The organism is Pseudomonas huaxiensis, assembly GCF_003231275.1.
GTDB classification, from domain to species: Bacteria; Pseudomonadota; Gammaproteobacteria; order Pseudomonadales; family Pseudomonadaceae; genus Aquipseudomonas; species Aquipseudomonas huaxiensis.
Genome location: NZ_QKVL01000001.1, coordinates 584,149 through 607,181 on the forward strand (window position 1 = coordinate 584,149; position 23,033 = coordinate 607,181).

General features: G+C 58.2%; 24 protein-coding genes and 1 tRNA gene. 11 read left to right on the forward strand and 14 right to left on the reverse strand.

All coding sequences use genetic code 11. The annotated features are described in order from the left end of the window. Positions 1-2: 2 nt before the first annotated feature. Positions 3-1,001: a response regulator gene (locus tag DM374_RS02865; RefSeq protein WP_095153995.1), complete on the reverse strand. Its 999-nt coding sequence runs from the start codon at positions 999-1,001 to the stop codon at positions 3-5. A 456-nt stretch (positions 1,002-1,457) separates the two neighbouring features. Here DM374_RS02865 and DM374_RS02870 point away from each other — a divergent pair, with 456 nt between their 5' ends. Beyond that, a complete protein-coding gene (locus DM374_RS02870; protein WP_110968477.1) occupies positions 1,458-2,327 on the forward strand; it encodes an isocitrate lyase/PEP mutase family protein in 870 nt (289 codons plus the stop codon). On the opposite strand, the gene DM374_RS02875 is transcribed toward DM374_RS02870, so the two are convergent. Beyond that, positions 2,285-3,685, reverse strand: a complete 1,401-nt coding sequence (locus tag DM374_RS02875; protein ID WP_110968478.1) for a UDP-glucose dehydrogenase family protein — start codon at positions 3,683-3,685, stop codon at positions 2,285-2,287. The two genes, DM374_RS02870 and DM374_RS02875, sit on opposite strands and share 43 nt — an antisense overlap. A 283-nt stretch (positions 3,686-3,968) precedes the next feature. On the opposite strand from DM374_RS02875, the gene DM374_RS02880 reads away from it, so the two are divergent. Together DM374_RS02880 and nadA are read left to right on the forward strand one after the other, a co-directional pair. Continuing rightward, positions 3,969-5,426 (forward strand): YdgA family protein, encoded by a 1,458-nt coding sequence (locus DM374_RS02880; protein ID WP_110968479.1) that lies wholly within the window; start codon positions 3,969-3,971, stop codon positions 5,424-5,426. A gap of 221 nt (positions 5,427-5,647) precedes the next feature. After that, positions 5,648-6,706 carry a quinolinate synthase NadA gene (gene nadA / locus DM374_RS02885; protein WP_110968480.1) on the forward strand — a complete coding sequence of 353 codons (1,059 nt, stop codon included), beginning with the start codon at positions 5,648-5,650 and terminating at the stop codon, positions 6,704-6,706. Positions 6,707-6,798: 92 nt separating this feature from the next. On the opposite strand, the gene DM374_RS02890 is transcribed toward nadA, so the two are convergent. Beyond that, complete coding sequence (locus DM374_RS02890) at positions 6,799-8,232, reverse strand: M48 family metalloprotease (RefSeq protein WP_110968481.1); 1,434 nt, start codon at positions 8,230-8,232, stop codon at positions 6,799-6,801. Between the two features lie 134 nt (positions 8,233-8,366). Between DM374_RS02890 and DM374_RS02895 the strand changes: the two genes are divergently transcribed. Both DM374_RS02895 and DM374_RS02900 read left to right on the forward strand, forming a co-directional pair. Continuing rightward, the gene (locus tag DM374_RS02895; protein ID WP_110968482.1) at positions 8,367-8,606 is read left to right on the forward strand and encodes a sulfurtransferase TusA family protein; all 240 of its coding nucleotides are present in this window, start codon (positions 8,367-8,369) and stop codon (positions 8,604-8,606) included. A gap of 26 nt (positions 8,607-8,632) precedes the next feature. Next, complete coding sequence (locus tag DM374_RS02900; protein WP_095153987.1) at positions 8,633-9,703, forward strand: AI-2E family transporter; 1,071 nt, start codon at positions 8,633-8,635, stop codon at positions 9,701-9,703. 38 nt (positions 9,704-9,741) lie between these two features. On the opposite strand, the gene DM374_RS02905 is transcribed toward DM374_RS02900, so the two are convergent. Both DM374_RS02905 and DM374_RS02910 read right to left on the reverse strand, forming a co-directional pair. Then, entirely contained in the window at positions 9,742-10,215 is a 474-nt protein-coding gene (locus tag DM374_RS02905; RefSeq protein WP_110968483.1) for a peroxiredoxin, read from the reverse strand. 12 nt (positions 10,216-10,227) lie between these two features. Beyond that, positions 10,228-10,788: a glycine cleavage system protein R gene (locus DM374_RS02910; RefSeq protein WP_095153985.1), complete on the reverse strand. Its 561-nt coding sequence runs from the start codon at positions 10,786-10,788 to the stop codon at positions 10,228-10,230. A gap of 258 nt (positions 10,789-11,046) precedes the next feature. Between DM374_RS02910 and dapA the strand changes: the two genes are divergently transcribed. The 5 genes from dapA to DM374_RS02935 all read left to right on the forward strand — a co-directional run bounded on the left by dapA (position 11,047) and on the right by DM374_RS02935 (position 14,738). Further along, entirely contained in the window at positions 11,047-11,925 is an 879-nt protein-coding gene (gene dapA / locus DM374_RS02915; protein WP_110968484.1) for a 4-hydroxy-tetrahydrodipicolinate synthase, read from the forward strand. A gap of 17 nt (positions 11,926-11,942) precedes the next feature. Beyond that, positions 11,943-13,055: an outer membrane protein assembly factor BamC gene (bamC, locus tag DM374_RS02920; RefSeq protein WP_095153983.1), complete on the forward strand. Its 1,113-nt coding sequence runs from the start codon at positions 11,943-11,945 to the stop codon at positions 13,053-13,055. Beyond that, positions 13,056-13,814 carry an MBL fold metallo-hydrolase gene (locus DM374_RS02925; RefSeq protein ID WP_110968485.1) on the forward strand — a complete coding sequence of 253 codons (759 nt, stop codon included), beginning with the start codon at positions 13,056-13,058 and terminating at the stop codon, positions 13,812-13,814. A gap of 30 nt (positions 13,815-13,844) precedes the next feature. Further along, positions 13,845-14,555 carry a phosphoribosylaminoimidazolesuccinocarboxamide synthase gene (purC, locus tag DM374_RS02930; protein WP_095153981.1) on the forward strand — a complete coding sequence of 237 codons (711 nt, stop codon included), beginning with the start codon at positions 13,845-13,847 and terminating at the stop codon, positions 14,553-14,555. A 93-nt stretch (positions 14,556-14,648) separates the two neighbouring features. Then, positions 14,649-14,738, forward strand: a tRNA-Ser gene (locus DM374_RS02935). 263 nt (positions 14,739-15,001) lie between these two features. On the opposite strand, the gene DM374_RS02940 is transcribed toward DM374_RS02935, so the two are convergent. From DM374_RS02940 to DM374_RS02975, 9 genes are all read right to left on the reverse strand, one after another. Next, positions 15,002-15,880, reverse strand: coding sequence for a Mu-like prophage major head subunit gpT family protein (locus tag DM374_RS02940; RefSeq protein WP_110968486.1), 879 nt, complete (start codon positions 15,878-15,880; stop codon positions 15,002-15,004). An 8-nt stretch (positions 15,881-15,888) separates the two neighbouring features. After that, positions 15,889-16,608, reverse strand: coding sequence for a Mor transcription activator family protein (locus tag DM374_RS33065; protein ID WP_157969649.1), 720 nt, complete (start codon positions 16,606-16,608; stop codon positions 15,889-15,891). Next, positions 16,601-16,981: a Mor transcription activator family protein gene (locus DM374_RS02950; RefSeq protein WP_110968488.1), complete on the reverse strand. Its 381-nt coding sequence runs from the start codon at positions 16,979-16,981 to the stop codon at positions 16,601-16,603. Before DM374_RS02950 ends, DM374_RS33065 begins: the two co-directional genes overlap by 8 nt. Positions 16,982-17,989: 1,008 nt before the next feature. Continuing rightward, positions 17,990-18,253 carry a hypothetical protein gene (locus tag DM374_RS33070; protein ID WP_157969650.1) on the reverse strand — a complete coding sequence of 88 codons (264 nt, stop codon included), beginning with the start codon at positions 18,251-18,253 and terminating at the stop codon, positions 17,990-17,992. After that, the gene (locus DM374_RS33410) at positions 18,246-18,416 is read right to left on the reverse strand and encodes a hypothetical protein (protein WP_177431500.1); all 171 of its coding nucleotides are present in this window, start codon (positions 18,414-18,416) and stop codon (positions 18,246-18,248) included. The genes DM374_RS33070 and DM374_RS33410 overlap by 8 nt, the downstream gene beginning before the upstream one ends. A 289-nt stretch (positions 18,417-18,705) precedes the next feature. Further along, the gene (locus DM374_RS02960) at positions 18,706-19,089 is read right to left on the reverse strand and encodes a phage protein Gp27 family protein (protein WP_110968489.1); all 384 of its coding nucleotides are present in this window, start codon (positions 19,087-19,089) and stop codon (positions 18,706-18,708) included. Between the two features lie 753 nt (positions 19,090-19,842). Beyond that, positions 19,843-20,274: a GNAT family N-acetyltransferase gene (locus DM374_RS02965; RefSeq protein ID WP_110968490.1), complete on the reverse strand. Its 432-nt coding sequence runs from the start codon at positions 20,272-20,274 to the stop codon at positions 19,843-19,845. A gap of 304 nt (positions 20,275-20,578) precedes the next feature. Further along, entirely contained in the window at positions 20,579-21,415 is an 837-nt protein-coding gene (locus DM374_RS02970) for a hypothetical protein (protein ID WP_110968491.1), read from the reverse strand. Beyond that, positions 21,415-22,260: a phytanoyl-CoA dioxygenase family protein gene (locus tag DM374_RS02975; RefSeq protein WP_110968492.1), complete on the reverse strand. Its 846-nt coding sequence runs from the start codon at positions 22,258-22,260 to the stop codon at positions 21,415-21,417. The genes DM374_RS02970 and DM374_RS02975 overlap by 1 nt, the downstream gene beginning before the upstream one ends. Positions 22,261-22,376: 116 nt before the next feature. On the opposite strand from DM374_RS02975, the gene DM374_RS02980 reads away from it, so the two are divergent. Beyond that, entirely contained in the window at positions 22,377-23,033 is a 657-nt protein-coding gene (locus DM374_RS02980) for an acetyltransferase (RefSeq protein ID WP_110968493.1), read from the forward strand.

The following is a 23,033-nucleotide window of genomic DNA, read 5'->3' on the forward strand; positions in this document are numbered from 1 at the left end:
GGTCAGTTCATCAGGTACGCGAGTTTGTGGGTCAGTCGTTCGATGGAGTCTTCGGTGAACAGGAGCAACAGGTCGAAGCGGATATCGTGTCCCTCCAGACCGTAGCTGATCTCCACGGCAAGGGTCTTCTTCCAGCGCTGCTGGTTGACCCGGATCAGTTCTTCGATGCCGGCATGCTGGCCGAGGATCTGCGGGTGACACTGAGAGAACACGACGTCGACCTGCTCGGCGATGCTGCTGAGGCAGGCGCCAATGAGGACGCTGGAAAGATCCAGGAGCATTTCCAGGTCGGATGATTCGCTGTTCTGATGCTGCATCAGGCGCGCCATATCGGCGATTTCCGAATCATGGAACATCAGCAGGGCTTCGCCGGCGATACCGCCACCGATAAAGCCCTGGCAGACCGCGGTGAGTTGCTTGCAGCGCCCGGCATCAGCCAGGGCCATGTGCAGTTCGCCGACTTCGAGGACGTTGACGTTCGGCACCGGCAATTGCACGAAAACCCCGAGTACCTTGGCGATCAGCGCGGCGGCGCGACCAATGGCGACGTTGACGGTTTCGCGGAACACCTCATTGAAGGTGACGTTGGTGTTGGTCGCCGGACGGTGGCTTTGCGCCGCTTGCCCCGGCAGGCTCATCAGCCCCAGCTCGCCAAGCGTCTGGCGCAGTTCTGCCTGGTCGAAAGGCTTTTGCAGGAACGCCAGGGCGCCCAGCTCGCGGACCCGCCGCACCGCTTCCTGTTGCACGTCCCCGGAGATAACGATGACAGCGGCCTTCAAGCCTTCATCGCGCAAGGCGTGAAGCACCTGGTAACCGTCCATCTCCGGCATGTTCAGGTCGAGAACCACGACCTGGCCGAGACCTTTGCGAATGGCGTCCATGCATTGATGGCCATTGCTGGCCTGGGTGATCGACACCGGCCAGTCCGCTGGCAGCGCCCGCAGGACCTGCTTGCGGGCAACAGTAGAGTCATCACATACAGTTAAGGTCGTCACTGACACAAATCACGGCTCGTTATCTGGAGTTGTGGAATGATTTCATTATGCCATAACCGTACAAAGCCTACGCTTAATAGATAAGGGAATCACTGATAAGAAAGCATGTGCGCATACGGTTTTCCCTGATGCCTGACGTCAGGCTTTGCCGTATCCGGTGTATTCAGCATATGCATGCACAGTTCATACACATTTCGCGATTTTTTGATGAAATCGGCAAAAAAAGCTCGTGATCCCGGTTCGTGGTTCTTGGTGGTTTTCGCCGAAGGGCCGCCAGATCGATCCCTTAATACCCTCATCCTCTCCCTGTCCATCGGGGATTCCCGGTCGGTGCCGGCCCTTTAACCCCGGGAGGTGAAACGTTTGCGTCGATTTGTCGGACAAAGACCTTCGCTGCTGTCAGAGAGACATCAAGGGGTGGTATGTTTCGTCTCAGAATGAAGTCGAAATAGTGGATAGATCATGCCTAAAGCGTCCCATCAAGATTTGCGTCGTGCGTTCCGTAAACTGCTTGCCTCCCCTCGTTGTTACCACACCGCCTCGGTATTCGATCCGATGTCAGCGCGCATTGCCGCCGACCTCGGTTTCGAGGTGGGTATTCTGGGAGGCTCGGTGGCGTCGCTACAGGTATTGGCTGCACCGGATTTTGCCTTGATCACCCTTAGCGAGTTCGCCGAACAGGCCACTCGCATCGGCCGGGTTGCACAACTGCCGTTCATCGCCGATGCCGACCATGGCTACGGTAATGCCCTCAACGTGATGCGCACCGTGATCGAGCTGGAGCGCGCTGGCGTTTCCGCGTTGACCATCGAAGACACCCTGTTGCCGGCCCAGTTTGGTCGAAAGTCCACCGATCTGATCAGCATCGAAGAAGGCGTCGGCAAGGTTCGTGCGGCGCTGGAAGCCCGGGTCGATCAGGAGTTGTCGATCATTGCCCGGACCAATGCCGGCGTGATTCCGACCGAGGAAGTCATTGCTCGCGTCGTGGCCTACCAGAACGCCGGTGCCGACGGCGTGTGCATGGTCGGCATCCGCGATTTTGATCACTTGGAAGAGATTGCCCGTCACGTCACCGTTCCGCTCATGCTGGTCACCTACGGCAACCCGCAATTGCACGATGACTCGCGTCTGGCCGAGCTTGGCGTGCGCATTGCCGTGGACGGTCATGGCGCCTACTTCGCCGCGATCAAGGCGACCTACGACTGCCTGCGCGAGCAGCGTCGCATCACCAGCTCCGCCTCTGACCTGAGCGCGACGGAGCTGACTCACACCTACACCCAGCCAAATGACTACATCGTCTGGGCGCGTGAGTTCATGGACGTCAACGAGTAAGACACTTCCTTGTCTCGGGCGCGAGGATTGCCAGGCCGCACTTCCTCGCGTCCGATGCTGTAGTAGGCGAGGCCCTTATCGGCCATATGCGCCGGATCGAACAGGTTGCGCCCGTCGAAGATCACCTGATCGAGCAAGCGCTGCCTGACCAGTTCGCTGTCCAGCACTTTGAAATCCTCCCACTCGGTGACGATCACCAGCGCATTGGCGCCTGTCAGCGCGTCCTCTTTGCTATCCAGCAACTCCAGATCATTGCGCTCACCGTAGCGTCGACGTGCTTCGTGCCGGGCTTGTGGGTCGAAGGCGCGTACTTTCGCACCAGCCTGCCATAGCGCTTGCAGGAGTGCCTGGCTGGGGGCTTCGCGCATGTCGTCGGTATTGGGCTTGAACGCCAGGCCCCACACGGCGAATGTCTTGTCGGACAGGTCTCCGTTGTAATGCTGGAGAATCTTTTCGAACAGGCGATGTTTCTGTCGCTGATTGATGGCATCCACCGCTTGCAACAGGCGGGGCTGGTAGTCGTGTCGCTCGGCAATCCGCTGCAGGGCCGTCAGGTCCTTGGGGAAGCACGAGCCGCCGAAGCCGCAGCCGGCATAGATGAAGTCGTAGCCGATGCGCGGGTCCGAGCCGATACCGCGGCGCACGGCTTCGATGTCCGCGCCCAGGTGTTCGGCGAGGTTGGCCATTTCGTTCATGAACGAGATCTTTGTCGCCAGCATGCAGTTGGCCGCGTACTTGCTCAGCTCGGCGCTGCGGGCGTCCATGCTGATGAAGGTGTCGTGATTGCGGCTGAAGGGACTGAACAGTTCTTTCAGCAGGGTCAGCGTCGCGGTGCTGGCGCCACCGATGATGACCCGGTCGGGGCGCATGCAATCGATGACCGCCGAGCCTTCCTTGAGAAACTCCGGGTTGCTGACCACGTCCAGTTGCGCGGCGCTGTCCGGGCGAAGGCTGATCAGGCGGGCCTTGATGGCATCGACGGTGCCGACTGGCGAGGTGGATTTGTTGACGATGATTTTCGCGCCGTGGGCGTGCCGGCCGATGGCGTCCGCGACCGCGAAGACCTGGCGCAGGTCGGCGCTGCCGTCGGCCTGCGGCGGAGTACCCACGGCGATGAAGATCACGCTGGCGGCTTCAATGGCGGGCACCGCGTCGGTGCTGAACAGCAGACGGGAACTGGCCAGACCTTTGTGCAGCAGCGCCGGCAGGCCGGGCTCGAAAATTGGGCAATGGCCGCGGGATAGCGCGTCCACGCGCTCGGCATCGACATCCACGCAGCAAACCCAGTGTCCGACCTCGGCCAGGCAGGCGGCCAGGGTCAAGCCAACATAACCGGTACCAAACACAGCAAGTTTCATACGAAGCTCCGTTATCAGGCCGATGCTGTTCCTCCTGCCCGGACAGGCAGGGCATGGCCTGAACATGTCAGCGTCCGATGACAGTTATGTGAGTGTCTGATGTCGGCTTGGTGGATAGCCTGAATAAACGCCAGAGTTGGATTACGGTCCTTGGCGATTAATCCCGCAGTGAGCGGTTCAATCAGGCAGGTAGGTAGAGATGTCCCGGCAGTGATAACCTCGCTGCCCCTCCGGGCTGACAACGCCCGGATCCTCAATTCAAGGACAGCAACTGGATCACTTCATGAAGAAAACACTGGTAGTTATCGGCGGGCTGGCTGTATTGGTCGCGGGGACCTGGACGTCGATCGCGTGGAACACCGGTCAGCAACTGCCCGCGCAGTTGAACGCTGCGCTGGCCGACGTCAATCGCCAACTGGGCGTGGCCATGGGCACGCAAATGCAGGGCAAGGTGGAACTGCTTTCCCTGGAGTCGCATAAATTCACCAGCCTCGCCCGCTACCGTGTGACCCTCAGCGACCCGGACGGTGAGTCGGTGGAGCTGGATTTCGTCGATCACATCGAGCATGGGCCTTTCCCGTGGTCGCGGCTCAAGCAGTTGCAACTGGCACCCGTGATGGCTGCGAGCACTTACGCGCTTGAAAAAACCGACAAGACCGAGAAGTGGTTCGCCGCCGCCGGTGATCAACTGCCGTTGGGCGGCAGCATGAGCCTGAGTTATGGCGGCGCCGTGCGCACCAACCTCAAGCTGGCTCCGCTGGAAGTGAAGGGCGAGGAGGGCGTGATGTTCTCGTTTTCCGGTTTGACACTGCAGATCGACACCGACGCCCATGGCGATGAGCTGCGCTTCGGTGCTGCCATGGAGCACCTGACCCTGACGCAAGGCGACGGTTCTACACTGGACTTCGGCCTGAAGGACCTTACCTTCGCCGCTGACATGAGCAAGAGCCGTTACGGCTTCTATGTCGGCTCTTATGCGGCCGATCTGGGAGAAGTGTCGGTTGTCTACGATGGCCAACCGCCGCTGAAGTTCGGCCTGGATCTGCGCGACACCTATCGCATCGAGAACGACGGTCTGGCGCTCAAGGGTGCGTATCAGGTTTCCGATATCAGCTATGCCGGCAAGCCGCTGGGCAGCGCACGCATGGGCTGGAGCGTGCAGCGCCTGAATCCCGAGGCAATCGGCAAACTGGTGAGCTGGTATGAGCAACATATGCCGGAGCTGGAAGCCATTGCCCTGGAACAGTCCGATGGTGCCCAGCTTCTGAACGATCCGCTGTTGAAGGATATATTGCAGGGCGTGCTGGCTGGCCAGCCACGGGTGGCGTTGGAGGAACTGTCGTTCAAGACGGCCAGTGGCGAAAGCCGCGTTGACCTCGCTGTCGACCTCGCTGGTGTGGCGTTGGCGGACCTGCCGCCTGAGCAGGCGCTCGCCCAGTCGATCAAGTCGGTCCAGGCCAATCTGAAGATTTCCAAGCCCATGATCGGTGATATCGCGGCCCTGCGTGCCACGCTGGATGGCCTGGATGCCGACTCGATCCGACAGGCGTCGGCAGCGGGCGAGATGGTCGGCATGATGGCCTTGCAAACCCAGATGGCGACGGTGCAGGGTGACAACATCCAGATGCACCTGGGCTACGCCGACGGCCTGGTGGACTTCAATGGGCAGAAAATGACCGTTGAGCAGTTCGATACCTTCGTCCGGGGACGTGCCGCACTGCTGACCGGCGCTGCTCAGTAATCTCCTTGCTCCGCGGGCGACGTGTCGAGCGTCGCCCGCCGGCTTTGCCGGGCAAAAATCTCTTTAGAATTCATCCGATTATCTGTAGCCTTCGGCGACTCATAAAACCGAGGTTGCAGCGGACTTTTGCCGAGAATGCAAAGGCCAAGCTGTTACCCGATTTGTCCGTGCCCGATGATACACTCGACTTACGCGCATCAGCGCCAGCAGGTCTTGCGAACATGACGCAGATTTCCGAACGCCTTCTGGTCCAGGCCCATCTGGACGCCAAGCAGCCCAAGCCGCTCACGCCTGAACAAGAGGCCGAATACCGTGCCGCCATCGCCGCCGAACTCAAGGCGCAGGATGCGGTGCTCGTCGCTCACTACTATTGCGATCCGGTGATCCAGGCGCTGGCCGAGGAAACCGGCGGTTGCGTGGCTGACTCCCTGGAGATGGCCCGCTTCGGCAAGAACCACTCGGCCAAGACCGTGCTGGTGGCCGGCGTGCGCTTCATGGGCGAGACCGCGAAGATCCTCACCCCCGAAAAACGCATCCTGATGCCGACCCTCGACGCCACCTGCTCCCTCGATCTGGGTTGCCCGGTGGACGAGTTTTCGGCCTTCTGCGACAAGCATCCCGAGCGCACCGTGGTGGTGTATGCCAACACCTCGGCCGCAGTGAAGGCCCGTGCCGACTGGGTGGTGACCTCCAGTTGCGCGCTGGAAATCGTCGAAAGCCTGATGGACAACGGCGAGACCTTCATCTGGGCACCGGACCAGCACCTGGGCAACTACATCCAGAAGCAGACCGGCGCCGACATGCTGATGTGGGACGGTGCGTGCATCGTTCACGAAGAATTCAAGTCGCGACAACTGGCCGATATCAAGGCCCTGTACCCGGACGCCGCGATTCTGGTGCACCCGGAATCGCCGGCAGCCGTCATCGAGCTGGCTGACGCCGTGGGTTCCACCAGCCAGTTGATCGCCGCCGCGCAACGCATGCCGAACAAGCGGTTCGTGGTCGCCACCGACCGCGGCATCTTCTACAAGATGCAGCAGTTGTGCCCCGACAAAGAGTTTATCGAAGCGCCGACCGCCGGCAACGGCGCGACCTGCCGCAGTTGCGCGCACTGCCCTTGGATGGCGATGAACACGCTTGAGCGTACCTTGCAGTGCCTGCGTGAAGGGACGAACGAGATTTTCGTGGAACCGGCATTGATTCCACAGGCGATCAAACCGTTGCAGCGGATGCTGGACTTTACCCAGGCCGCGCGGCTGAAGTTGTCCGGCAACGCTTGAGTCTTTCAGGGCTGCTCGGCAGCCCTTCACAGGATTTGCGCCAACCCCGTTGTCGAGGCGGGCTCAAATCCCGTGGATTCAGGCGACAGGCCTCAGCGCATCATGTCCTTGACCATTCGTTGCTGCTCCAGCAAGTCCCGCTGACGGGCGTCGATCCGCGACGCGAGCTGGAAGTTGGTGCCCGCCCTGCGCTTGGCGTAATCCAGCTGTTGCAGCGCCTGGTCGAAATCCCCGGTGAGGGCGAAGAACTCGGCGCGTGCCTGGTGCAGCCCGATGGTGTTGCCTGAAAGCCCGCGGGCTTCGGCCAGGTCATACCAGATATCCGGGTCGTCGCCGCGGCTCTTGATCAGGGCTTCCAGCGCTTTTTCTGCTTCGGCGGGTTTGTTCTGCTTGAGCAGGAGGTCGGCCCGAACCTGTTGCAGCGGATAGTTGCCCGGGTAGAGCTGGCGCATCTTGTCGACCCGTTGCTGAGCATCAGCCAGACGGTTGTTGGTGATGTCCAGGTCGATCTGGGTCAGGTTGTAGGTGATGTCGTTGGGTGATTTGGCCAGCAGCGGCTTGAGATTTTCCCGCGCTTCATTGAGTTGGCCGCCCTTGATCTGCGCCAGCGCCAGGCCGTAGCGCGCAGCATCGAGGGTAGGGGTTTCATCCAGCAGGGCACGGAAGCGCTTGGCCGCGAGGCCCGGCGTCCCTTCATAGAACAGTTGTACCCGGGCACGCATCAACTGATAGCGCAGGCTGTCTTCAGTGCCGCCGGCAGGGGCCTGTTCGGCGCGGTTGCGGGTGTCGGCGATACGCGACTCGGTCACCGGGTGGGTCAGCAGGAATTCTGGCGGCTTGGCGTCGAAGCGGTACTGACGCATCAGTCGCTCGAACATGGACGGCATGTTGCGCGGGTCGTAGCCGGCTTTTTCGAGGTTGAGGATGCCGATACGGTCGGCTTCCTGTTCGTTCTGCCGGGAGAACCGTCGCTGCTCCTGGATGGCCGCCGCCTGGGTGCCGGCGATGGCGGCGATACCGGCGTCACCGGCGCCGGAAGCGGCAATCACGATGCCCGCCAGCAGGGCGGCCATCATCGGCAGTTGCATGCGCTGTTGGGCTTCGACGCCGCGGGCGAAGTGGCGTTGCGACAAGTGCGCGAGTTCGTGGGCCAGTACCGAGACATATTCGCCCTCGGTCTGGGCATTGAGGAACAGACCACCGTTGACACCGACGATCCCGCCCGGAGCGGCGAAGGCGTTCAGCTCGGGGCTGTCGATCAGGATGAACTCCAGGCGGCGGTCCTGCAGTTGGCTGGTTTCGGCAAGACGGTAGACGCCGGACTCGACGTAATCCTTGAGCTGTGGATCCGACAACTGGCTGACATTGCCGCGCAACAAGCTCAGCCAGGCCCGGCCCAGTTGGTGTTCCTGCTGCGGAGAGACAATGGCAGAGCTGGCGTCGCCAAGTGACGGCAGGTCGTCGGCGTGGCTTGGAAGCGCCAGCAGGCAGGCCAGTGTCAGCAAGGTAGGGCGCAGAAAATTCATGCACGAAGCTCTGGTCGACAAAGAGCCTTACTGTAGCCGCCTCGCACGGTTGCGACCAGTGGCGGTATTCTGCGAGGCTTGCCTGCGCCGCATGCCAGCGCTGTCTGGCCGGCTGGTTTTTCTGGAGAGTTTTGATGACTGACACCTTGCACCACGATGCCGAACTGGACGCCAGTGGCCTGAACTGTCCGCTGCCGTTGCTCAAGGCCAAACTGGAACTGAATCGCCTTGCAAGCGGTGCGGTGCTCAAGGTGATTGCCACCGATGCTGGCTCGCAGCGCGACTTCCGCACTTTTGCCAGGCTGGCCGGTCATACGCTGCTGCTCGATACCGCCGAGGGCGGGGTTTACACCTATTGGCTGAAGAAGGCCTGAGTTTCTTTCGTACCCAAGGATCGTCGATGTTCAAAGTGCTACGCAGTTGGCTGCACCGCTATTTCTCGGACGAGGAAGCCGTGGTGCTGGCGGTCCTGTTGTTTCTCGGATTCACCGCCGTATTGACCCTGGGCGGCATGCTGGCCCCGGTGCTGGCGGGCATGGTCCTGGCGTTTCTCATGCAGGGGCTGGTGAACGCCCTGGAGCGTCTGCGCGTGCCCAGCAAGGTCGCGGTGGGTTTGGTCTTCACCCTGTTCATGGGAGCGCTGGGCGTGTTCCTGCTGGTGTTGGTGCCGTTGCTCTGGCATCAGTTGATCACGCTGTTCAACGAGTTGCCGGGGATGCTCGGCAAATGGCAGTCGCTGCTTCTGCTGCTGCCTGAGCGCTATCCGCACCTGGTATCCGATGACCAGGTGCTGCAGGCCATCGAAGCCATGCGCGGGGAAATCGGCAAGTTCGGCCAGTGGGCGTTGACCTTCTCGCTGTCGAGCCTGCCGCTGCTGGTCAATGTGATGATCTACCTGGTACTGGTGCCGATCCTGGTGTTCTTCTTCCTCAAGGACCGCGAGACCATTGCGCGCTGGGTCAGCGGCTATCTGCCGCAGGAACGTGCGCTGATGACGCGGGTGGCCGAGGAGATGAACCGGCAGATCGCCAATTACATTCGCGGCAAGGGTATCGAGATTCTGATTTGCGGCGTGGCGACCTACATCGCCTTCGTTGCCCTCGGGCTCAACTATGCGGCGTTGCTGGCGCTGCTGGTGGGGCTGTCGGTGGTGGTGCCTTACGTCGGTGCGGTGGTGGTGACTGTGCCGGTCACCCTGATCGCGCTGTTCCAGTGGGGGTGGGGCGATCAATTCATCTACCTCATGGCCGTCTACGCAATCATCCAGGCCCTGGATGGCAACGTGCTGGTGCCCTTGCTGTTTTCCGAAGCGGTGAGCCTGCACCCGGTGGTGATCATCTGCGCGGTGCTACTGTTCGGCGGGCTATGGGGATTCTGGGGGATCTTCTTCGCCATTCCGCTGGCGACACTGTTCAAGGCCGTGCTGGATGCCTGGCCACGTCGTGAGCCTGCGGTGGCACCGTTGCTCTGAAACAAAACGGGGCATGTTCGACATGCCCCGTTTGATACTCACGCCTTGTTCAATTCTTCCGCTGCGGCCAGTACCGCAGCCACGTGGCCCGGCACTTTCACGCCGCGCCATGCCTTGCGCAGCACGCCGTTCCTGTCGATCAGGAAGGTGCTGCGGTCTACGCCCAGATATTCCTTGCCGTAGAGCTTCTTCAGCTTGATCACGTCGAACAGTTGGCAGATGGCCTCGTCCTTGTCGCTGATCAGCTCGAAGGGAAATGCCTGCTTGGCCTTGAAGTTCTCGTGGGACTTGATGCCATCACGGGAAACGCCGAAAACCTCGGTGTTGGCGGCCTGGAAGGCAGCGTACTGGTCGCGGAAGTCCTGGCCTTCGGTGGTGCAACCCGGCGTGCTGTCCTTCGGATAGAAATACAGCACCACCTGACGGCCCTTCAGCGCGGCAAGGCTGACCTGCTGGCTGCTGGTGGCCAGTGCCTGGAAATCGGCGACGGGTTGGTCGAGTTCAACGGCCATGGGCAATCTTCCTTACATCGGGTTCTGTGGGCGCCAAGGTTCGATCAGCGCATCGAGGTTGAGTGCATCGGCGAAGTCCAGGAACTGGTCACGCAGCCAGCTGATCTGGGTGCCGGCCGGCAGGGTGACCGTGAAAGTCGCATTGAGCATGGTGCCGCCGGTCTGCGGTGCCTGATAGGTATCGCAGGTCAGGCTTTCCAGCTCGACATTGTGGTCGATGAAGAACTGGCACAGCTCATTGACGATGTCGGGGCGGTAGGCGGCGCTCACATAGGCGACGTACGGCAGCGACAGCGGACGCACTTCCAGATCGGCGCTGCGCACCACGTTGACGATGAAGCCGTGCTTTTTCGCCAGGCTCGGCAGCGCGCCTTCGAAGCGCGCCAGGGCATCCCAGTTGCCGGTGATCTGCAGAATCAGCGCGCTGCATTCGCCGTGGCGGCTCAGACGGGAGGTCACCACCGAGCAGCGACTGTCGTTGCTGGCCCGGCAAAGGATGTTGGTCAGTTCCATCGGGCTTGGGCCCAAAGCACTGACGACAAGGAATTGTTCGCGGACGGTGGGGGTGGACATAGCATTCCTAAAGCGATGAGCGGTCGGTACTTGACGGGGTGAACAGGCTGTTCAGCGTGCTCCCGGGCCTCTGGATCGAGGCGGCGGACACTGTCGGGGCACGTTGTCGGCAGCCCGGCAGGCCGCTATGTACCGATCAAAGGACGAAGGGTAGCGAAAATGGCCGCCGAGGGGAATGCTCTGCCCGCCTGCGTCGCTTGTGCAAGCCCGATGGCGCCAGTACCATTACCGCTCTCTTTTTCCGGCAGGAGCAGCTTCATGATTGCGGGCAGTATGGTGGCATTGGTCACACCCATGGATGCACAAGGGCGTCTGGACTGGGACAGCCTCAGCAAACTCGTGGACTTCCACCTGGAAAACGGTACCCATGCCATCGTCGCAGTCGGCACCACCGGCGAGTCGGCGACCCTCGATGTCGAAGAACACATCCAGGTCATCGAATTCGTGGTCAAGCGCGTCAATGGTCGCATCCCGGTCATCGCCGGTACCGGTGCGAACTCCACCAGCGAAGCCGTGCACCTGACCCAGAACGCCAAGAATGCCGGCGCCGATGCCTGCCTGCTGGTGGTGCCGTACTACAACAAGCCGACCCAGGAAGGCCTGTACCAGCACTTCAAGCACATCGCCGAAGCCGTCGACATCCCGCAGATTCTCTACAACGTTCCCGGCCGCACCTCCTGCGACATGCAGGCCGAGACCGTGATCCGCCTGTCCACCGTGCCGAACATCATCGGCATCAAGGAAGCCACCGGCGACCTGAAGCGTGCCAAGGCCATCATCGACGGCGTGAGCGAAGACTTCCTCGTGCTGTCCGGCGATGATCCGACCGCTGTCGAGCTGATCCTGCTGGGCGGCAAGGGCAACATCTCGGTGACCGCCAACGTCGCCCCGCGTGAAATGGCCGACCTGTGCAACGCTGCACTCGAAGGCAAGGCTGACGAAGCCCGCGCCATCAACGAAAAACTGATGCCACTGCACAAGCACCTGTTCATCGAAGCCAACCCGATTCCGGTGAAGTGGGCTTTGGTTGAAATGGGCCTGATGCACCAAGGCATCCGCCTGCCGCTGACCTGGCTGAGCGACTCCTGTCACGATACGGTACGCCAGGCCATGCGCCAGTGCGGCCTGCAGTTTTAATTGAGGACGTACACCGCATGAAGCGATTGGCTGGTCTTTCCGCCCTTGCCCTGATCATTTCCAGCACCAGCGGTTGCGCTTGGCTCTGGGGCGAGGACGGGTATTTCCGTGACCGTGGCAGCGACTACCTGGAGGCCACTCAAAAGCCGCCGATGCAGTTGCCGCCTGATGTGAGCAACGTCAAGCGTCTCGACCCTCTGCTGCCGATCCCGCGCAACGTCGCGGACGACAACGTCAAGGGTGAATACGAAGTTCCGCGTCCGCTGCCGCTGGCGGCCAGCGCTGACGCTACCGATTTCAGCCTGCAGAAGAGCGGCGCCGCTCGTTGGGTCCTGGCCCAGCGCGCTCCGGCCGAAGTCTGGCCGGTTGCCCGGCAGTTCTTCGAGGACAACGGTTTCCGTATCGCCGAAGAACGTCCGCAGACGGGTGAGTTCAACACCACCTGGCAGCGTTTCGACGAGCTTTCCGCTTCCATGGCCGAGCGCCTGGGCGGTGCCGCCAGCAGCCGCGACAACGAGGTCCGCGCGCGGGTCCGTATCGAGCCAGGCGTGCAGCGCAACACCAGTGAAGTCTATGTGGTGACCGTCGAGCGTGCCGCCGGCAGCAGTGCCGAGCAGGAATTCCCGGCCCGTTCGACCAACACCGGCGTCGATGCCGTACTGGTCGACGAAATGCTTGCCAGCATGACCCGTAGCGCCGAGAAGGGCGGTTCGGTGTCCTTGCTCGCAGCCCGTGATTTCGATGCACCTAGCCGTGTCAGCCTGAGCGAAGACGGTAGCGGCAACCCGGTTCTGAACCTCGGCGCCGATCTCGATCGCGCCTGGTCCAGTGTCGGTCGTGCCCTGGAACACGGTGAATGGCGCGTTGAAGACATCAACCGCAGTCTGGGCTTGTACTACATCAACCTGGCCGAGAAAGCCGAGCCGAAAAGCGAGCCTGGTTTCTTCAGCCGCGTCTTCGGCAGTGCGCCGAGCAAGGAAGAGATCGAAGCCCGTGCCGAGCGCTATCAGGTTCGCCTGAGCAAGGTGGGCGACAGCGTCCAGGTTACCGTCGAGAAGAACATCAACACCGTGGCTCCGGCCGATGTGGCCCGTCGCGTACTGAGCGTCATTCAGGACAACCTGGGTTAAGTGCGCTTCGCGGTACTTGGAAGCGGCAGCCAGGGAAATGGCACGCTGATCAGTAGTGGCGACACGCACGTACTGGTCGATTGCGGATTTTCCCTGCGTGAAACCGAGCGGCGCCTGGCGCGGCTCGGTGTATCGCCAGACATATTGAGCGCCGTGCTGGTGACTCACGAACATGCCGACCATGTGCATGGGGTGGGGTTGCTGGCACGGCGCTACAATGTTCCGGTCTATCTCAGTCGTGGCACTTTGCGCGGGTTGCGCAAACCGCTGGAAGCGACAGGGTTTCTCGCGGCGAACGATACGTTCGAGGTGGGCGCCCTCAGCATTCGTGCGGTGGGTGTGACGCATGATGCGCTGGAGCCTTTGCAGTACGTGTTCACGGATGGTCGACGGCGCCTCGGCGTGCTGACCGACCTGGGCTCGTACGACACGACTTTGCTGGACCATTACCGGGGCCTGGATGCCCTGCTGATCGAAGCCAACCATTGCCGTGACCTTCTGGCGCGGGGGCATTACCCGCAGTTTCTAAAACTGCGGGTTGGCGGCGATTACGGACATTTGAACAACCATCAGGCCGCGCGCCTGGTGGCGGAGTTGGGTTGGGAAAAACTGCAGCACTTGGTGCTGGCCCACCTCAGCAGCAAGAACAACCTGCCACAGCTGGCCCGGCAATGTTTCGTCGATACCCTTGGGTGCGACCCGGACTGGCTGCAAGTGGCCAACCAGGATTGTGGGCTCGACTGGCGCGAAATCGTCTAGCCCCTTCTCATTTAGCAAGCGGAGCCCATCATGGAAAAACGTGAAGAACTCTACCGCGGCAAAGCCAAGTCGGTTTACAAGACCGACGACGCTGACCGCTTGATCCTGCTGTTTCGCAACGACACCTCTGCCTTCGATGGCAAGCGTATCGAACAGCTCGACCGCAAAGGCATGGTGAACAACAAGTTCAACGCCTTCATCATGCAGAAACTGGAAGAAGCCGGTATTCCGACCCAGTTCGACAAGCTGCTGGGCGACAATGAATGCCTGGTCAAGAAGCTGGACATGATTCCGGTCGAGTGCGTGGTGCGCAACTTCGCTGCTGGCAGCCTGGTCAAGCGCCTGGGTGTCGAGGAAGGCATCAAGCTGGAGCCTTCCACCTTCGAACTGTTCCTCAAGGACGACGCGAAGGGTGACCCGTTCATCAACGAATCCCACGTCGTTGCTTTCGGCTGGGGTACCGCCGAACAACTGGTGAAGATGAAAGCCCTGTCGTTGAAGGTCAACGAAGTGCTGAGCAAGCTGTTCGATGACGCTGGCCTGCTGCTGGTGGACTTCAAGCTGGAGTTCGGCGTATTCCATGGCGAAATCGTCCTGGGTGACGAGTTCAGCCCGGATGGTTGCCGCCTGTGGGACAAGGAAACCCGCAAGAAGATGGACAAAGACCGCTTCCGTCAGGGCCTCGGTGATGTGATCGAAGCTTACGAAGAAGTCGCAAAACGCCTGGGCGTGCCGCTGTAATTCGGCACGTTCGCGCAAGCATCTGAAAGCACGCGATTTTTTTCATCCAAGGGCTTCGCCTTTGGCAAAAGTGCTGGTATGATGCGCGCCATTGGAGAGATGCCGGAGTGGCCGAACGGGACGGATTCGAAATCCGTTGTACTGGCGACAGTACCTAGGGTTCAAATCCCTATCTCTCCGCCATACATGTTGTACGTGAAGCCCCTGAAAACGTTGAAGTTTTCAGGGGCTTCGTCGTTTCTGGCTCTGATGATTGGGCAAATCTTGGGCAAAAACAGACCCGAGCAGACCTGTAAGGAAGTGCTGGATTTGGCATCGCTGAGCGGCCCATTTGGCACCGGCCAACGTAAAAGGCCCTGAGCTGCGCTCCACGCATCTCAGGGCCAATAGCGGCACCATAACCTCGAAATGGCGCCACTCACTTTACTGCCAGCCTATCTACGTAATTAATACGCCAGCCATGGGCTTACGAGAGGCACCGCGCTGCCTGTCCATGGATTTTCGTTATTACCATCCTTTACCAACAAAGTCCGGGCTTTGCCTTCGAGCGCTGGTGGCACCACCAGTAATTTCGGGATGATACCCAATGGGCGACCCTGATCGCTTTTGAACTGAAGCATCGCTGCGCGAGCAGCCTCGTAATTCTCAGGGGTAAGCGGTGCCTTTGAGCAGTAAGCAAACTGCCAGAAGCCGAATCCTGCGTTGACCCGGGCGTCTACGCCATAGCGGCACTCATTGCGCATGAACACAGATTCGTCTTCGGGACGACTCATCGCGATCAAGTTGTATTTTCTGCGAACCTGGAAAATGAGTGGCTTAAGGGACCGGCTGACATCGAGCAAGTACCACGCAGGGCCATCACCATCTTGGAAGTTACTAACTGCTACCGGCGTCTCTCCAACTGGATGATCTGGTGCGAAGAAGGCCTTGCCGTCATAGCATTTCCGGGTAATGCCTTCTTTCAGCAGCCCGTAAATAAGCTCGTCAGGATGGACCGCCGCAGCGCGCCCCATTTCTTCGATAAGTGGTTTGTAAATACCAACTTGATCGTCTTCGATATCGTTACGGGAAACAACAATAGAGCTCTCGTAGCTTTTGTTCTCAATCGCATAGCCGTGGGCTGCGACATCCTTCAGCACCCGTTCACCGACCCACTCGCGGAACGCAGGAAACTGACCAAGCCAGCCATAAGTGTTACTGCTCGACGATGAGGGAACCTCGGACGCGATTTGCTGCCAAGACGTGTCAGCCTTTGCCCCGGCAGTATTGAATGCAGACTTGAAGGCGGTGAAGATAGCGTGAAGAGCGTTGTCGTTGATGATCATGGTTATTCCTATGATGTTGCTTTTGAAGTTTTTTTGATAATTTCACGGACTTGTGAGTAACAAAGCCCAAAGTCCTGGCTTAGCTGGCGGTATGTCGCCCCAGATTCCCGGCTCGCAAGTAGCATTGCATTGCGCTCTCTGCGTAGCTGGCGATTACCTGAATGGATGCTTCTGTATTTCTCTGAGTATCGGTTAAGCACCTCATAAACATGTTGCTGCGAGACCTCAAATTTAAGAGCTATGTCGCTGACTTTCTGTCCCCCAAAACCCCAAAGATCACAAATTTTCAAGTCTCGATTCCGGTGCTCTTCAGCAGAACCCATTGGGATGTAGTGAATATAACCTCCCATGGACTCTTGAATGGCGAGCGTGCATCTATTCGCGAACTGCTCAGGGCTCATAATTGAAAAATTGCTGGTATTTGCTTTTTCGAGAACTGCGCTATAAATAGAAAGCAATGCGCCACTAAAAGCGTTGGAGGTATTGTTTGAGGCTAACTCTCTGCTCTGCGTTGTTTTGAGATTAGCTCTAGCCTTGTTGCGGTCTTTATGTATGTAGTGGGTCTGTCCGCTAAGCGAGTCTTTGATGGCAATTGTAGCAACACGTGCAAGGTCATCAGGCTCTAGACTTTTTAATTCGTTATAGGAAATGCGCTCAAGAATGGAGCTGTAGATGGCGGCTAATGCACCTTTGAAAGTACTTGATGAACTATTGGTATCTTTAGTCACTTACGTGCCCATTTACGGTCGTTTGAAGGCGCAGAGAGTGACGCTGTTTTTTGATGATCGAATAGTAAGTCTGAGAGCAAATCTTATGTTTCTTTAGAGTCTCAGCAATAGGCACGCCCTCTATGTATGCCTTGAATATCTGCCTGTCGCGCTCCATTCTTTTTAGCGCGGTTGGACGTGGTAGGTATACCGCGGTGCCACCCAATACATTGCACAGCGCAATTACCGAAGCATTCGCAAGCCCCGCTGGGGACGCATCCCTTTCCATTTCTCTATCAATGGCATGCTCAATGATTTCGATCATGTCAGTCATGGATTGAGTTAGAGCAGCTTGGTTTTTTCTTAGGGCTGGTGGGGCGATGTTATCCTGCATAATGTGTTCTATTCCGTGGATGGCTATCGCCGACCAGAAATATTTAACCAGTCGCTAGGGTTTAGGGTGTTTCTCCACCACGCAAGACACGGGGCCCATGGCACCGACGGTGTGACTAGCCAAATCAAGCGACAATACACCGTTAGAGGCGCGTTAGATTTACGCAGGGCAAACGAACGCAAACTACTAGCGCTAAGGTAGTGCCTATGGCGTAAAGCGCTTAGCGGGCGGGGGGGGCGTTCGGGAAACGTCGCTGCTGGGCTGATGCCATAAAAGTGGCCGCTAATAAAAAAGGCGCCAGGAGGCGCCTTGTCAGAGCATGGCTCTCAGTATCAGTCCGCCGGGAAAACTACTTTACCCAAGTTAGCATCATATACGATACCGCCACGCTTTATGGCTGGTGGTTTGGGACCGGTGTACTCAATGGGGATAAGCCGATAATAAGCCGACCGATCACCATTTCCTGTCGAAATTAACTCGACGTACCCAGCTTTAGCGAGGTGCTTTAGATAAGTTCGGGCTGTCCACAACGAAACATCGAATTTGACTGACGAGCTTTCGGCTAAGCCTCTTGCTGTTACAGTGCCTAGGATTCTAAGTGTTCGCCACATGGCCTCATTTCTGAGTCCAGCGGTGCTGACATTTCCTTTTCTGGTGACGCACGGAGCATCCATGCCGGTATTTTTGACCAAGCAAAGTGTTTGCTCAAAAAAGTGATCTGCTCCGGCTATCCGCCTTAAGTAACCTGCGTTAACAAGTGACTGTATATAGCTGCGTACTGTCGTATCGTGAACGCCAGACTTTCTTGCGATTGAGTAGCCAGTGAACCCTTCGGGGAATTTACATATCGCATCCCAAATTCTTTGTCGGTTGGATTTTCCGGTGGCTCGCTCCACTTCAATCGACTTTCTGCCTCGCTTTGCCATATTAACCCCCCGATATGTTTCAGCGCACAAATAAAAAACTCCTGACGGCGTTGCGCAGTCAGGAGTTTGGTCTTTCATTCGATTATTTGGGTCTGGTGGCGTTGAATGCCGCTTCGTATAGTGACTCCGCGTCACTGACCAGAATTGCAATAGCACGCGCTATGTTCGAAATACCCTTCGCTTCACCTTCTACAATCTCACACGCCCCAATCGCATCAAGCAGTCCGCGAGCAGCATACTGGCGCTCGGCGGCAGCGTTATATAGAACATCTGGCGGGACACCAGTTTTAATGTAAAGCGCAGCACGAACTTCTGAGCGGCCATCCAATGCGATAAATTTATCCATGACGCACCTCACTATTCGAGATTACTTCCAGAGCTCGTGCTTTCTCCATGGCCGTGTTGTAGCGACGAAGACGGACGGAAAGGGAGGAGTCAGCGTGCAGCGCGGCAATGGCTAGCTTGCGAAGTGCTAGGGCACGGATTTTGGGTGGAATGAGGGCGGTCATGGTCAAGGCTCCTTATGTTTGATTACGGAGCTGCCACAAACGTCGCCAAACGAATGGTGGCAGCTGTGCGCAGGTTGGCGAACCGGTACATAAGGAAACCGGCAGACCCGAAGGTCTCCCACGCACAGCCGCCATAATGCCGAACAGTGGGCGCAAAAAAAGCGCCTGCTGTCGGTACTGGGGCGCTGATGCGCCTTATGTGAGTCGGGTCGCCAAACCCGGTCGCTGAATTTGCAGCGACGCCGGAAATCTAACGTTTAACAGCGGACTAACGCAAGCCTTTTTGTGATCACTCCACTCTAGCCCCGGCGATTTGCAGCCGTCTGTGGCTCTGCTGGACATTCTGGGGGGAGGCGTCTTGCCCAATCGCTAGCAGTTGTTCAATTATCTGGTGTTCACGAATGCGCAGCATTCCAAGCTCAGTAAGCATGTCTGAGGTCGTGAGGTGCGAGATCTCACGGCGCCAGTATTGAGCCGCGATCTCAGCGGCCTGGTCTCTAGCTTTGAGTTCTACGGAATAGCGGTGCACCGCTGATTTTCCGACCTTATGACCTTGCTGGCTTAGCCAATTTGCCAGCTCAACCAGGCCGGAGTAATCCGTCTTCCGCAGGCGTGTGTTCAACTGCTCCCGAAGTCCGGTCGGGAGTAGCATGATTTTCTTTACTCTGGGCATCAGTGCCTCATAGAAATTGATTGGATTAGCTCATGTCTTGATACCAGAGCATCATCGGGCTTTCTGAAGCGTAGCTGTCTTAAAGGACCACGAATTCGCTCGCAGATCGATAGTCTTTCAGTCCTAGTCTTTTCGCTTTGTCACGCACCCTAGCGATATGGAGAGAAGCATATCTGCCTGATATCACTGCCTTTTTCCAATCCGAAATTTCGTGTTAATTCGCAAAATGTGTTTCGTTTGCTCCCTGCGATCAACGAAAAGTCCCAAGCCGAAAAATTGGGAGTCTGCTCCTGTCTGAGCTTGGGGAGCCCGGATCACTGGAGCGATGTCTCGGACGATTGCCAGTGTGGCTTGGCTTTCACCTTCGTTTCTTTTCTGAAAGGGCTTAAACGGATCGCCAAGTATGCTGGAAGCCAGTGAATATGGGGCTTTGGCGAAAAGAAACCGGCTTTCAACTTTGGTTTCCTTCCCCTTTCAACCTAAAGAAGTTGAGTAGAAAGCGGGCGCTAGGATTTTACCTAGATGGAGCTTGGCTTTCAGTCCGGCAACGGGGAACCAATCAAGTGCCAATTGGACCGCTCGAAAGGCCTGTTTCGGCAAAAACACGCCGTTTTCCATGGTGCAGCTATTTGGCACTGATTTGACATCACCCGCACCCGCCAAAGCCCCGGTTTTCCTGAGTCATTCGGCGTCTTCCATGGTCTTCCCACCTGATTTGGTCTGCTTTCGTTTAGTGCCAAACACAGCACCTCCTCACAGGAAGTAAGCTATGCCGCGCTCTTCTTTTTCAATGTGCAACCCTGCACCGGCGGCAACCCGCAGTGATGCTTTATTGTTCGTCTTCACTTCAGCTTTGAATGGTCCGGCAACCTCTCTCATGACGAGCCTGAGCATTTCTTTCGCCACACCAGTCCCTCTCGCTTCTGGAGCCACTGTCCAGGACAACTCGGTCTCCACACCATCGCAATCGGCGCGCACAGTCCCTACCCGGGTGCCCGACTTTTCTGCAATGAACAGTGCCCTGTCGGGATTTTCAAGAACTTGCTCCAGCCATGCGATATGACCTTCCAGGTCTACCGCTTCGGTGCAATGGCTAGCCTCTCTTGTGGCTTTGTCGTTTCGCCAATCAAGCAACGCTTGCCCATCTTCAAGCGTGGCGCGTCTCAGCGAGATATGTGTATCCATCCACTTACCCTCTGATATTACCGTGTGCTTTGCGAGCAGGAGTCAGTCCCAAAGCAGTTCGTTGCACCACGGATTCGCATAATACCTTGCGCATGGCACCGGGCCGTATGCGTCATCGCTTCGTTTCCCTGGATGTTCCCTGTTACGGGTACGGGTGCCCTGATTCGTGTTGGGCCAGCGTATTGGCGTGGACTGCTCAATGATTGGTTCGAACATTCGGCTGGCATCGCGGTAATCGTCGGCGCGACGACCTGGCTGACCCTGCGCGAGCGCAAGGTCGGGGCTTGAGGGAGTGGGGCGGGTCTCAGAGGTCCAGGCGTTCGGCAATTTTCCTTGAAAACAATGCGGCACCATCGCCCTCGGGTAGCAGATGGTCGTAGTCGCCGAAGTGTTCGTCTACGAAGTCGACGTCGGCGTAGCAGTCGAGAATGTTCATATTGAAGCCGGGTCGCAGGCAGTCCATCAGTTGCTGCAATTCGAACGCGCCGCGGAACAGATAGGGCGAGTCCGGGCCGGCGACGGCCTGGTAATCGCGGTGCATCGGTGGAATCACCAGCAGCACCCGGTGACCGCGTTCGGCAGCCAGCATCAACAACTGAGCCAGGTACTGATTGCCATCTTCCTTGCGATTGAGCCGCAGGTGATCCTCGACTCGCTGCTGCACGCTGTAGTCCGCTGGCATGAAGCCTTTCAGGTATTGCGGCAAAAAACCGGACCTCCCGCCGAGTGTATCGTCGATGGCCTCCAGCCGGCCTTCCAGTTGGGCAGCAATCTCCATCAACTGCGCATCCTCATAGCGTTGCCCAAGCCGGAACACTTCGTTCATCAGCGGTGCCAGGGTCTTTTCGCTGGGTGACTGCTCCAGCACGTTGCCGGGCGAGAACAGTGAGTAGAAAACGATCAGCGTATCCAGGTTCGGTGCCTGGCTGGCGGCGTACTGGTAAAGCGCGAGGGAATGGCGAAAATCCTGGGAGCGGCTGCACAGGTTGAACGAGCCAGGGCAATACGCTGGATCGAACGCGAAGTCGCCGTGGGAGGACCCCAGGGCGAGACGGGTGATGCTGTGCTTTTCCCGTTGGAACATCGCCCGCTTGGCGGAGAAATAAGCGATCAGTGCTGGAAAGGGATTGCTGTTGTCCATCAGCTTTTCTCGGTGGAGTAGGTATCGCGCACGTGCTCGACGCTCGGGAAATGCTCGGTGATGAAACCCCGCTGCATCGACTTGTGCTGGGTAAAGGGATACTCGCGTTCAATGAACGTCGGCTCGCTGGCGTTTTCGTAACGGCCGCTGATGGAGATGCGGATCCGCTCGTCACCTTCGCGGGAAGAGCGATGAATGGTGAAATTCGACATCAAGCACACGCCGCCCTTGCCGACACAGACAGGTATGAAGTCTTCGTCGTTGAAATGCCGGTCATCGACCCGCAGCACATGTTGTTCCTGGGTGCCGCTGAGCAGCCCCTGCAAATGGCTTTTCGGGATCACTTCCATGGTGAACAGCCTGGCGTCGATATCCATGAACGGAATCCAGGTGGTGATGGTGTCCAGGCTGCCTTGCACCGAGGTCCAGTCCTGATGCACATCGAAGCCCTGGTAACCGCCGGGGATAACCAGCCGTTTCGACATCAGGTGCAGCACCGGAGTGGTCTGGAACAGTGGAGTGCTGATGCCCAGGTCGGCGGTGGCGTCGCGCAGACGCTCGGCGGCCATCAGGCGATAGACACCGTAGAGTTTCGAGCACATGCGCAGGGTGGCGAGGTACAACGCAATACTCGCGTTCAGCAGAGCGGCCATGTTCCGGTGCAATGCATCCAGGGTCGGCCCGTCGGCGACGGGCAGCGACAGGCGCTCCAATTGTTGGGCGAACGAGAGGTTGAAGTGCTCCAGCGTTTCATCAAGGTGCCGCGGGTCGAAAATATCCTCCGCCACCAGATAGCCGTTTTCCTTGTAAAAGCGGATTTGACCTTGATCAAGAATCTTGCCCATCTGCCCGGAGTCCTATCTTGTTACACCAGTGACAATGTTAAGGTGGGCGCAGTATACACAGCCCGTTCCACAGGCCCTTTTGACCTGACTCACTTTTGAATACCTTGGAGACCACGATGCAGAAAGTTGTGATTTTCGGGGTTCTGGATACCGCGCAACTGGCGCACTACTACCTGAAAAAAGACCCCACGGTAGACGTCGTCGCGTTCACCGTGAATGAGCGCTACATTCCCGAGTCGAAGTTGTTCGAAGGGCTGCCGGTGGTGCCGTTCGAATCCCTCCATGACTATTTCCCGAGTACCGAATACAAGCTCTTTGCCCCGATGACCGGACGCAAGATGAACCGTCTGCGCGAGTCGGTCTATATTCAGGGCAAGGAAAAGGGCTATGGCTTCATTTCGTATGTCAGCCCGAATGCCACGGTCAATGACAATGTTATCGGCGAGAACTGTTTCATCCTCGAAGACAACACCCTGCAGCCGTTCACGACGATCGGCAACAACGTGGTGATGTGGAGTGGCAACCATATTGGTCACCATGGCGAGATCAAGGACCATGTGTTCTTCGCCTCCCATGTGGTCCTCTCCGGGCATTGTCTGGTCAACGCGTATTCATGGTTTGGGGTCAACGCGACCATCACCAACAACTGCACCATCGGCGAAGGCACCTGTGTCGCCATGGGCGCATTGATTTCCAAAGACACGCAACCCTGGCAGTTGTATATCGGCGCGCCCGCGCGGGCGGTCAAAAGCAGTCAGGAACTGGATTTTTAG